The organism is Neobacillus drentensis (assembly GCF_036965645.1).
GTDB lineage: Bacteria > Bacillota > Bacilli > Bacillales > Cytobacillaceae > Neobacillus > Neobacillus drentensis_D.
On sequence record NZ_JBALPZ010000206.1, the window covers coordinates 1 to 12,576 of the forward strand.

A 12,576-nucleotide genomic window follows, 5' to 3' on the forward strand; every position below is an offset into this window, starting at 1 on the left:
AACATGTTAAAACGGCAGCAATTTTCGCTGCCGTTTTAACATGTTTATTAGAAAAACTGACAAAGTAGCGATTCTTAAAGAGAGTAAATCAATCTTTTGTTCTACTTTGCTTTAATTTTTAAAGATATTTCTCAAGAATTTGCCGATATAACTCGACCTATCTTCCTTGAGCTCCGTATTTTAGGAAAGTCCAAAATCAAAACCATACTTGTCACCAGATTTTGCTTTGTATACATAGGAAGGGGATTCATCAAATCCTGGTACGTCCATCTTGTCGTTTGCCACGGCTTCCTGATTGGCTGGAATGGTAATAGGTAGTTTCCCTGTCGGATTAAATCTCCCACGAATCACATCCATTAAAGCTTCCGTTTTCACTCCGAATGTTCCAATGACAGCTGCTGCATTCGGTTCAATTTCTTGAATCAGCCAAGGATTACTAAAGTTGATGGCCGTAATGGTCGGTACTGTTTTCTGTATTTTAATAATCCGATTTATATTATGAATACCCGTATCGGGTCCTATGGAAATCAAGGGCTGCTTCAAAAGTAAATCTTGTTTGGGTTTTATCTAAAGAAGTGCATGTGTTGCTTCTTTCAAATGTTTCGTCAAAGTGATGTCCGGATCATATTGCTGAATGGTTTTTCTTAATTCATTCGTATTTGCATTCTGTACACCAGCTGGGAAAGACTCAACATAAAGTTTCATATCTTTTATTTTTGTATTCTTTAGGGGCAAAAGATTCTGATCATTGCGTAATAAAACGATAGACTTCCGGTGAGCTAAATCTGCCTTTTCCTGTGATGACGGATTATTTACCACTTCTAATGCCCTTTGCGGATTTTCATATGGGTTTTCAAATAAACCTAATTCCATCATTTCTGTAAGTAAATAGGCTGCGGAATGATTGATTTGATCCTCGCTTACCAAATTTTTCCTTACTGCTTTTATTAATGGCTGTGGATCATTCTGTCCGGAAAAAATATTGGCTCCAGCATCCAATGCTTTAGCAATTCTTTCTTCCCTTGACAAATGTTTAGCCCCCCATGCCATATCTATTAAGGCCCCCGTATCCGAGTTGACATATCCTTTAAAACCAAGTTTCTCACGCAATAAGCCGGTTATAAATGCTTTATTAAAAATAAAAACGACTTCTTCAAATTGCTCTTTTTCGTTAAAGGGAGGAAGCCCTTGATCTGCACTTTTATTACTTGGATAAGCATAGTAAGGTAGAATGGAAGTTGTTCCAGCTTTAATGGCTGCGATAAACGGTGGGAGATGATACTTTTCAAGGCTGCCTGTTGTTGGATAAATATTAAAATTTCCGTCCTTAAAATGCGGATCTTTCCCCAAATATCTTGATCCTCCACCAGGAAAATGCTTTGTAGTCAATGAAACACTGTTTTTTCCAAGCACTACACCTTGAAAACCTTTGATTAACGTATAATTGATATCTGAAACAAGTTTAGGACTTTCTCCAAATGTTTCGATAATCCTTGCCCATAACGGTTGTGTTGCAATATCAGCATTGTAGCCATACATTTTACGAAGACCAGTAGATGTCCATTCTTTTCGTGCAATTTGCGCAAATTCTTTAATCAATTCAAGGTCACGGGTTGCAGCGAGTCCTAAGGAATCTGGCCATATGGAAAATTGACCAGAACCATTTTTTGCATTTAGATAGAAATCTTTCGCTTTTTTTAAATCTGTAATATCTGCGATCGTAGTGAAATGGTTTCGGGGATTGGAAATAAGAACGGCCGGTATTCCTAATCTTGTTCCCTCAGTCCTTTCTTGCAGGATATTATTATGAATGGCAATTACATCAGCACTAGGTGACTGACGATAAACAAAATAACGTGCATGCTGATCAATTAAATTATTCGGCTGTTCCATTTTTGCCCCTTCAATTTCCTGAAATTCAGGAATAATCATAAGACCGGCTTTTTCCTCCAGGGTCATTTTCGATATAAGGTCAGCCACTCGCTTTTCAACCGATAACTCCCAGTTTTCATAATCATCTAGTTTTCCATTTGAATTCAAATCTTTAAATACTTTTCCATTGACAGTAAGCGTTTCTTTTGCCCGTGCCAAGACCTGCTGGTTACCATTTTGGGCATCCACCGAAGGTATGAAAAAAAGAAAAGATAAAACCATTGCCATTAAAAAAGAGAAAGCCTTTCTTTGTGTTTCAATATCATCCATTTCCCTCGTTTCAATCATTTATGTTGGTTGATAAGGAATAAATTAAATAGTCTAAAATATGTAAGATTTTATGAATTTCCTGTATAGTTAGGATTTTTTCCCATTCATAAAACATACTTATTATATTTTTGATATAATACTTTCATAATAAAAAATGCGACTTTTATACTAGTTTCAAAGTAAAATCAACGTAAAAACAGTAATTAACTAGTAATTTTCCACTGTATAATGGATAATATGCCCAAGGTATGACAGAAAGAGGTCCTGGAATGAAAGAAAAATTATTACACATGAGGGATAAACTAAACGATATTAGTCGGCGTAATCGTTCCATCCGATTATTAAAGCTTTATAATAAGTGGAGTTTTGATTTAACTGAATTAGACAATCTCTCTAAGTTATCAAAGGAAAAATTAAGTCAGTCTATTGTTGAACAAATTTTAAAGCAATCAAAAAACGAAATTACCTTATTAAAGCCAACGATTGAAAAAGAGACCTCAATGGCCATCTCTAAAAAGTTGACGGATTTATATAGAAATATAAAAGGAATTGAGGATGAATCAGGGATTCATGATTTTTATTTAGGTTTCCCATTTTTATCTGGAACTTTATCGGACGGGACTTTTTTTCAAGCTCCACTTTTTTTATACCCACTCAGACTTGAAAAGAATAATGTGAATTCACAAAAGTGGGTTTTAAAATTAGAGGAGGGTGAGCCTCAAATAAACCGTACGTTATTCTTAGCCTTTAAAAAGCTAAACAGCCTTACCTTTACTGAAGATTTTTACGATCAAGCAGCAGAGATAGCTGCTATCTTCGACTTCGATGAATGGATTTCATTTTTGAAAAAGTATGAAATGAATGTTTCCTTTACGCCTAAAGGGTTAACAAAATTAAAAGAGTACAAAAAAGAAGAAGAACCGGCAGTTGGAAACTTGACCTTATTAGAGAACGCAATCATCGGAAATTTTCCACAGGGAGGATCCTCGTTAGTTAAAGATTACGAGGAGCTGATTTTGTTATCAGAAGAAAGTGATTTATCATTAGCGGGTGAATTAATCGAACCTCAGGATGTTAAATTTGATAGTGAACTTGGCGAACTAGAAAGAAAAGAGGATACCCTCAAAGAGGTTGGGATTTTAAACCTATTGCAAGCAGATGGTTCACAAGAAGAAATATTAAAAGATGCTCGTTATAAAAAGGGATTGGTGGTTCATGGGCCGCCTGGTACAGGGAAATCCCAAGTTATCGTTAATCTTATTACGGACGCACTGAAACAAGATAAGAAAATTTTGGTAGTTTGTCAAAAGCGTGCTGCCTTAGACGTAGTTTATCAGCGTTTGGATGGGTTGGGATTAACGAATCACGTTGCCCTTGTGCACGATGAAAAGAATGACAGAAAAAAACTATATGCTAAAGTGGGAGCGGTACTCGAGCAAAATCAAGTATCTTTTGAAAATGCACTAAACCAATTAACATCTACATCCAATAAACTGTCATCTCAAGAGAAATTATTAAATAATATCGCTCAAGCACTATACAGTTACCAAGATTTTGGTCTTAGATTATATGATTTATATGGTTTGGCAAAGGCTGTGGAGGATACCACGCAAATTATTGAACTAAATGAGGTATTGCCATCATTAAATAAAGATTTGTTAATGGACATATCTGAAAAGGTTTATACTTTTGCAGAATGGTATGAACGTTTTGGGGACGATGATTTTCCACTTAAAGACCGGAAAACTTTCGCCAATTTTAATATGAAAGAAAAACTTGAGGTCATTGAATTATTGAATGAAGTGATTGAAAAGGCGAGAAAAGCAGTTGAATACATCGATACCCTCGATCATGAAAAAATAACGCCTGGGTATACTTGGTTAATTGAGAATAAATTAGATAAGATTTATCCCGACCTAGAAGACGGAAACAAGAGGACATTACAAGGATTACGTTTGTGGTGGTGGACCTCGGTTTCAGGTAAGAATATTATTGAAGAATTGCTTGAAGGTGAAAAATTTAAAGGGACAAGTTCTTCCGAATGGCTCAAAATTAAGAAGTCTTTGATAATTATGCATCAGCTAGGTAAAGTGACGAAAACTATGTCAGAAGAAATAGAAAAGCTCAAAAAATACCTAAATGATTCGAAAGTGAGTGACCTAAGAGCGAGAGTATCAGAAGGAGACATCCCACTGAGTGAATTAGATAAGATGAAAGAGTATATCCATCGAGATTTTGAAGAGTTGCAGCAGATGGATGTATATTGGAATAACTGTTCTGACATTGAGAAGAAAGTCATTCTTCTTTTACAAAAGAAAACAAACAAAAATGAATCAACCCTTTCTGATTATTGGGTCGAGTTGTTTAGAAATTCATCGTATGTTCATTGGATCGACCAAGTTGAGAAGAAACACCCGGAGGTTCAAAAGGTATCTACCAATGAATTTTCAAGAATAAGGGATTCCTTTGCAAACCTTATTGAAGAGAAAAGAAAACTAGGTGCTGAATTCCTTATTCATACTCTGACAAAGAAGGTTGAATCGGTTCAAACGTCCCATTCAAGAAATATGAGAGAACTAAAACATCAGGTCGGAAAAAAGAGGCAGGTTTGGCCGTTACGAAAATTAGTAAATGAATTTGCTGGGAATGGTCTTGTTGATATTATGCCTGTATGGCTGGCTTCGCCAGAAATTGTTTCATCCATTTTTCCATTACAAGAGGGAATATTTGACCTAGTCATTTTTGATGAGGCATCCCAATGTACGGTTGAAAGTGGAATCCCAGCGGTCTATCGAGCAAAGCAAGTGGTTATTGCAGGTGACGAAAAACAGCTGCCTCCATTTAATATGTTTCAATCCTCTTTTGTTAACGAGGATGATGAGGTAGAAGAATACGATACGGACGATTCCGTAAGTTTATTAAATCTGTCGAAGAGAAGATTTCCAGAAAAACTTCTCCAATGGCATTATCGTTCGAAATATGAGGAACTTATTAATTACTCTAATCATGCTTTCTATAATGGTCATGTCCAAATTGCACCGAATGTGGTTCCGTTTAAGAATCCACCATCAATAAAATGGAAAAAGGTCGAAGGAAGATGGTTAAATCAGTCAAATGAAGTGGAAGCCATTGAGGTAGTCAATATACTAAAAGATATTCTAATAAATCAGCCGGGCAAAACAATTGGAATTATTACCTTCAATTCCAAACAACAAGCAAAAATTCAGGATTTCATAGATAAAAGGTTAAATGAGGATGAGAAGTTCAGCGCTGTTTACAACCAGATGCTAACAAAAGATCTTGATGAAAGAGTCTTTATTAAAAATATTGAAAATGTCCAAGGGGACGAAAGGGACATAATCCTTTTCTCTATTGGATATGCAAAAAATGAGGAAGGCAAGGTCTATAATCGATTTGGGATGCTAAACCAAAAAGGCGGAGAAAATCGTCTTAATGTGGCAGTTACGCGGGCAAAAGAAGGAATTACGGTTGTTTCAAGTATTGAACCTGAAGAATTGAACGTTGCCAATACTGCACAGATGGGTCCTAAACTACTAAAAGCCTATTTAAAATACGTAAGGGCAGTATCCCACTCGCAATTGGATCAAATTAAGGCGGTTATACAAGAGGTAAATGAAAGTGTAAGTACTCATGTTCAGGCTAGAGAGCTGCACTTTGATTCCCCGTTTGAAGAACAAGTGTATAGGCAGTTAAGAAATCTTGGTTATGAGGTTGCTACTCAAGTGGGTATGTCGGGGTACCGTATTGATTTGGCGATTGTTCATCCGCAGGATCCATCCAGATATATCTTAGGAATTGAATGTGATGGAGCAATGTATCATAGTTCAGCGAATGCAAAGGAGAGAGACGTTTACCGTCAAAAGTTCCTTGAAAGCCGTGGATGGACGATTGATCGGATCTGGAGTCGAAATTGGTGGAAGAATTCATCCGCAGAAATTGAGAGAATTGATCAGAAAGTAAAAGAATTGTTGAGAGTTGAGGGTGTTCGGGAGAAAGTAGTAAAGTAAAATAGAAAATCAAGAGAAGGAAAAGTAATTTCTTTATGCGCGGAAATAAGTGGTTTAGTCTTGAAAATATGAATGAGTTCCCCCAACTAATCGTATGGGGGAACTTGTGCTTACTTAATAATATAATTAGAATATTGAAATAATAAAAGTAGTTCACTTTTAATAAAATAGATTTCCTCCCAAAAGGTTTTTAAACGTATGGGAAGGTTGCTATTAGAATGCTCATAGGGTATGAATTTTTGCATTTTATTAAATAGATAGAATTTATATACAAAAAATACTTTTTCACATTTGATATCTGTGGTATATTAAAAAAGTATTGTTTTTAATATATTAAAAATAATCTAAAAAGTAGGGGTGTTATTTGATGAAGAAATTTGGTTTATTTAGTTTATTTTTAATTCTTACTATCTTTATCGCAGCGTGCGGAAGTAAGGAAACACCAGGAGAGAAAACAACAACTAGTGAAAAAGTATATAAAGTCGGCGTGGACACGACTTATCCTCCATTTGAATATAAAGATGGTAATGAGTATAAGGGTATTGATATTGATTTGATTAATGCCATTGCGAAAAATCAGGGCTTTAAAATTGAACTTAATCCTATGGACTTCGGTGGTATTATTCCCGCTATGCAAGCCAATCAGCTTGACGTAGCTATTGCAGGGATGAGTATTACGGATGAAAGAAAAAAGGTAGTTGATTTCTCAACTCCTTATTTTGATGCAGGATTAACAGTGGTTGTTAAAAAAGATAATTCAACTATTAAATCAGTTAATGATCTTAAAGGAAAAACTGTTGCCGTTAAAAAAGGAACAACAGGTGCTAAATATGCACAAGATAACGCATCGAAATTAGGAATCAATGTCGTTCAGTTTAACGATAGTCCGGCCATGTTCCAAGAAGTTTCAAACGGAAATGCAGATGCACTTATTGAAGACTATCCAGTTATCTCATACGCGATTGCCCAAAAGGACCTTGGTTTGAAAATTGTCGGCGACCGCTTAAATGGAGACCAATATGGAATTGCTGTTTTGAAAGGGCAAAACCAAGACTTAATTAAAAAAATTAATAAAGGTCTTGCTGAACTCAAAAAAGATGGAACATATGATAAAATTGTAAAAACTTATCTGGGTGAATAAATAATCATAAATTGTGAAAACTTATCTTGGTGAATTAATAATGATAAGGCGCGCATAAAGCGCGCTTTCTTTTTGAAAGGGGATGAAACAATGGACATAATTGTTGCAGCTTTACCAATATTACTAAAAGGATTACAAGTCACACTTTATATATTTGTTATTGCTATTATATTAGGTTTTTTAATTGGTTTATTGGTGGCCTTGTTACGGCTTGCACCTATTAAAATCTTGAATTGGATTGCAAAGATCTATGTGGATGCGATTCGAGGAACTCCATTTATTGTACAATTGTTTTTTATCTATTTTGGTGTGAATTCGCTGCATTTGGTTTCTTTAAACAGCACAACAGCTGGTATTATCACTGTTGCGATTAATGCAGGGGCCTATTTTGCAGAAATTATCAGAGCGGGTATTCAATCGATTGATAAGGGACAAACAGAAGCTGCTAGATCGATCGGTTTCACAGGAGCACAAACGATGCGCTACGTGGTCCTGCCTCAAGCTTTTAGAAGAATGCTTCCTACGATTACGAACCAATCCATTATTAGTTTAAAAGACACTTCTCTTTTATCCGTTATCGGTATTGCTGATTTAACACAACAGGGGCAAATTCAAGCTTCAGCAACCTTTGAAGCATTTAAGATTTGGCTGGCTGTGGGTGTCATTTATTTTATCATTATTTATTTGTTAACCCTTCTTGCTAATTTTGTTGAAAGGAGGATTCAGGTCCGATGAGCATTATAACAGTAAAAAACTTAAGAAAATCGTTTGGGAAACTAGAGGTTTTAAAAGATATTAATGCTGAAGTCCAAGAAAAAGAAGTAATCTGTGTTATAGGCCCTTCTGGATCAGGAAAGAGTACATTCCTTCGGTGCCTAAATCGCCTGGAAGAAATTTCAGGTGGTGAGGTCGTGATTAACGGACATAACATCACGGATTCAAAAATTAATATCAACAAAGTTAGACAAGATGTAGGAATGGTTTTTCAACAATTTAATCTGTTCCCACATAAAACGGTTTTAGAAAATATTACTTTAGGTCCTATTAAAATTCTTTCAATTAGTAAAGCGGAGGCTGAAAAAATGGCCCTTGAGTTACTTGATAAGGTTGGACTAAAAGAAAAAGCCAGCAGTTATCCGGGAGAACTCTCAGGCGGACAGAAACAGCGGGTTGCTATAGCAAGGGCTTTGGCTATGAATCCAAAAATCATGCTGTTTGACGAACCGACTTCTGCACTTGACCCTGAAATGGTCGGTGATGTATTAGAAGTTATGAAGCAGCTTGCTAAAGAAGGAATGACCATGGTCGTGGTTACACATGAAATGGGATTTGCCAGGGAAGTTGGAGATCGTGTTATTTTCATGGATGGAGGGTATATTGTAGAAGAAAATGAACCGAATGAGTTATTCGGTAACCCTCAGCATGAGAGAACAAAGGCTTTCTTAAGTAAGGTGCTATAAATAGATTTCTAACTTCATAAAAAATGACTGCACAAATTAATACGGACACGTGGTATGAGGAAACATAAAAAACCTTAAGAGCGCAAAGTAACTGCCATAAATGGTCGTTACATTGCGCTCTTTTTTGATTTCGATTCTGGTATTTTCTTTAAAAAAAGGAATTTCATATTAAACAGTGAGTTGAACATTTTGTTTTTATTTTGATTGACAATGGCGAAAGTCTGTGAGATTATCATTTCGTGAATTCGTTTTCAATATTCAGAAAATTATATCTAATGAGTGACTTAAAATCCTCCGTCCCACCACATTCATTCTTAATTTTGGTAAATGATGATTGCTAATCATTGGGTGTGAAAAATGGAGGAAATGGTAAGGGTATAGGATAAATAAAATTTATGTTAGTTTATCTTACATGTTGCTAGTTTTGTAGTCTACATTAAGATATTCTTTACATAGAGCAACTGAATATCTTTACGGTTGATTGTATTGGGAGAGAGTGACGAATGTCGCCGCCGAAGGAGCAAATTCCATAAAAGCCTTGGAATAAATCTCTCAGGTAGAGAGGACCATTACATGACGTAACTCTGGAGAGTGCATATTACTTAATATGCCACCAAAGGGGATCTGCTATTTTTGCAGGATAAACTTTCAGGTAAAAGGACAGAGAAGGTAGAAACATCGCCTTCTTCTGTCCTTTTTTTATTGCCCGAAGTTCGTACTGTCATTAATAAACCTAGCATCAGCATAAAAAGTGACACATTACCTTTATGCAGTTAGGAAAATCATTATGAAGGAGGAGTAAAATTTGAGTAAGGAAACATTGTTAGATTGGATGAATCAAAATGAAGAGAGATTTACAGATGTTGCGCAAAAAATCTGGGAAAATCCACAAGTGGGCTATGAAGAGACCTTCGCATCACAATTACAAAAAAGGATATTAATGGAAGCTGGTTTTACAATAAAATCGAATATTGGCGGAATACCAACCGCTTTTATCGCCGAATATGGAACCACTAAACCAGTTATTGGTATCCTAGGTGAATTTGATGCACTGCCAGGCTTGTCACAACAAATAAGTTCTGAACGTAATTCAGTGGTCCCGAACGGACCTGGCCATGGCTGTGGACACAATTTACTAGGAACGGCAGGAGTCGAAGCTGCGATTGCGCTTAAGGAGCAAATGGAAGCAGAAATGCTGCCTGGAACGATTAGATATTATGGTTGTCCTGCTGAAGAACTTCTTTCAGGCAAAACGTTTATGGCTCGCGAAGGGGTATTTGATGATTTGGATTGCTCTCTAACATGGCATCCGGGAACGAATAATGTAGCAGCGAATTATAGGATGCAGGCATTAACGGCGATTGAATTTTACTTTTCTGGACGAACTTCCCATGCTGGAGCGGCTCCACACCTTGGACGCAGTGCATTAGATGCTGTCGAGTTAATGAATGTCGGTGCCAACTATTTACGTGAACATGTACCAGATGGTACTCGAATTCATTATCAAATTACAAATGGGGGCATGGCACCAAATATCGTGCCTGATGCTGCTAGTGTTTATTATTTCTTACGCGGTGAGAACCGAGAGCAGGTGGATGAACTAACGGAGAGGTTAATTAAAGTGGCGCAGGGAGCCACCTTGATGACCGAGACATCCGTCAAATGGGAAATTAAATCTGGATGCTACGATACATTGCCAAATGCAGCTCTAAATGATCTGATGCATAAGCAAGCTGAATCCATTGGTCAACTGCTCTTTACACAAGAAGAAGAGACCTTTGCAACAGAGCTCTGCCAAACGGTCGATCCATCTGTGTTGGCCGCTGCTAAACACCAAGCCATTGGTGCAAATGATAAAATCCTTGATCCTGGTTTTTATAATGATAAGAAGAATTTTGGTAAAACAATGGGTGGGTCATCGGACGTAGGAGATGTCTCATGGATTACACCGCTTGGACAAGTGATGACAACGTGCGCACCTCTAGGAGTCCAGCTTCATACATGGCAGGCAACCGCTTCTTTTGGATCATCCATTGGCATGAAAGGAATGCATTATGCAGCTAAACTAATGGCATTATCTGCTTACGAATTACTGCTGGATAAAGATGGTATTCTTGAAAAAGCAAAGGCAGAATTTATTGCTAGTACCAAAGGTGAGGATTATAAGCCAGGTATTCCGGCTATGGTTAAGCCTCCTGTAAAACAAAGTGAGTTTCTTTCAGTACCAGTAAGATAAAGATTGAATGATAACTTAAACAGGACTCTAGTAAAAAAATAACAGATTCCTAGGTAAGGTAGAATGGCATAGAACAACAAAAAATGATTCCAATACAATTGCCATTCTACCTAGCGTATCTAGGATTTCTAGAGTATTGAGGAAATTTATAGTAGAAGAGGAATGAGAAGGAGCGTGTTGTAATGGTTGAAAAAAATAGGACTTCGAATAGCAAAATCATCTTGTCCGTTCTCTTTTTTGGCTGGATCGTATCATACATCGACCGAACAGTAATAAGTCTTTCACTTGTACAAATTAGCGGTGATTTATCGCTTGATGCTTCCAAATTAGGAATCATATTAAGTGCCTTTTTTATGGGTTATGCTTTGATGCAAATACCAGGTGGATGGCTCGCAGATCGCTTCGGATCAAGGAGGGTAATCACAACAGCTATTTTATTCTGGTCCATATTTACAGCACTTACTGGTCTTGCCTGGTCACTCACCTCGTTAATTCTGATTCGCTTCCTTTTTGGAATTGGGGAAGGAGGATATCCTTCGGCTAGTACTAAAGCCATATCTGATTATTTTCCGGTTGCTAAAAGGACGAAAGCTCAATCAACCATGATGTCTTCCAATGCGCTGGGAGGCGCACTTGCCCCCATTCTTTGCGCTCCTTTACTTGCTTGGTTGGGCTGGCGTCATGTATTTTGGGTTGTTTCCCTTCTTGGTGTTATTGTTGTTGTCTGCTTCCTTTTATCTACTAGAACTAAAGGAGAATACACTAATTCGAATATCGCACATAAGCCGAATAAAGAAGAGTATAAACAGCTTCTTCGAAATTCCTATTTGTGGAAGGTTCTACTAGTTTTCTTTTTTATTAATATTACAAACTGGGGTCTCTCTTCCTGGATGCCTACCTACTTGATGCAGGTTCTGGGAATTGATCTCAAATCAGTAGGACTTATTAGCGCCATTCCTGCCTTGTTCATGGCAATAGGAATGGTGATCAGTGGAAGAATCATAAATAAGTTTGCTTCTTATGCCAAGTATGGAGTCATCGTTGGGATCTTTAGTATGGGAATATTTCTTTATCTGATGACGCTGGCTACTAGTGTTAGCCAGGTGATTATCTATCAGTGTATTGCTTTTATTTTTACTTCTTTTATCATGAGCTTTATCTTCACGCTGCCACACCGGGTGATGGAACAGAAGGTAGTAGGTACTGCCTTTGGTATCATAAATTTCGGAGGTCAAGCAGCAGGTATCTTTTCCCCGATGATCATGGGAGCTTTGATTGCTTCGTCAGGAGGATCTTACAAAAGTGCTTTCTTATTCTTAACCATTTGCTGCTTAATCGCTGGAATCATAGCATTTTTACTGCCGTCCAGTAAAAATAGCCCTAAAGTTACTGAGCAGCCAACAGTAAAAACCGTAGGTTAAGAGTTTAATAAGACTTTTACAAGAGTGGGAAAGTGGAAGTAGATAAAAAAAAATAAGATAAAATTTTTCTAAGTTAAAAAGTAACTTA

At 36.9% G+C, this 12,576-nt stretch carries 8 protein-coding genes and 1 riboswitch; of the genes, 6 read left to right on the plus strand and 2 right to left on the minus strand.

Going from position 1 to position 12,576, the window contains the following annotated elements:
- Positions 1-180: 180 nt before the first annotated feature.
- Positions 181-531 carry a glycoside hydrolase family 3 C-terminal domain-containing protein gene (locus V7266_RS28275; RefSeq protein WP_335472547.1) on the minus strand — a complete coding sequence of 117 codons (351 nt, stop codon included), beginning with the start codon at positions 529-531 and terminating at the stop codon, positions 181-183.
- A 36-nt stretch (positions 532-567) separates the two neighbouring features.
- Entirely contained in the window at positions 568-2,202 is a 1,635-nt protein-coding gene (locus V7266_RS28280) for a glycoside hydrolase family 3 protein (RefSeq protein ID WP_335472548.1), read from the minus strand.
- Between the two features lie 269 nt (positions 2,203-2,471).
- Between V7266_RS28280 and V7266_RS28285 the strand changes: the two genes are divergently transcribed.
- The 6 genes from V7266_RS28285 (at position 2,472) to V7266_RS28310 (ending at position 12,488) form a co-directional block, all read left to right on the plus strand.
- Positions 2,472-6,230, plus strand: a complete 3,759-nt coding sequence (locus tag V7266_RS28285) for an AAA domain-containing protein (RefSeq protein WP_335472549.1) — start codon at positions 2,472-2,474, stop codon at positions 6,228-6,230.
- A 367-nt stretch (positions 6,231-6,597) separates the two neighbouring features.
- Positions 6,598-7,371, plus strand: a complete 774-nt coding sequence (locus V7266_RS28290; protein ID WP_335472550.1) for a transporter substrate-binding domain-containing protein — start codon at positions 6,598-6,600, stop codon at positions 7,369-7,371.
- Positions 7,372-7,461: 90 nt separating this feature from the next.
- A complete protein-coding gene (locus V7266_RS28295; RefSeq protein WP_335472551.1) occupies positions 7,462-8,106 on the plus strand; it encodes an amino acid ABC transporter permease in 645 nt (214 codons plus the stop codon).
- Positions 8,103-8,831 carry an amino acid ABC transporter ATP-binding protein gene (locus V7266_RS28300; protein WP_335472552.1) on the plus strand — a complete coding sequence of 243 codons (729 nt, stop codon included), beginning with the start codon at positions 8,103-8,105 and terminating at the stop codon, positions 8,829-8,831. Before V7266_RS28295 ends, V7266_RS28300 begins: the two co-directional genes overlap by 4 nt.
- Positions 8,832-9,308: 477 nt before the next feature.
- Positions 9,309-9,410: riboswitch (glycine riboswitch) on the plus strand.
- Between the two features lie 226 nt (positions 9,411-9,636).
- A complete protein-coding gene (locus V7266_RS28305) occupies positions 9,637-11,067 on the plus strand; it encodes an amidohydrolase (protein WP_335472553.1) in 1,431 nt (476 codons plus the stop codon).
- A 182-nt stretch (positions 11,068-11,249) separates the two neighbouring features.
- Entirely contained in the window at positions 11,250-12,488 is a 1,239-nt protein-coding gene (locus V7266_RS28310; RefSeq protein WP_335472554.1) for an MFS transporter, read from the plus strand.
- Positions 12,489-12,576 lie beyond the last annotated feature (88 nt).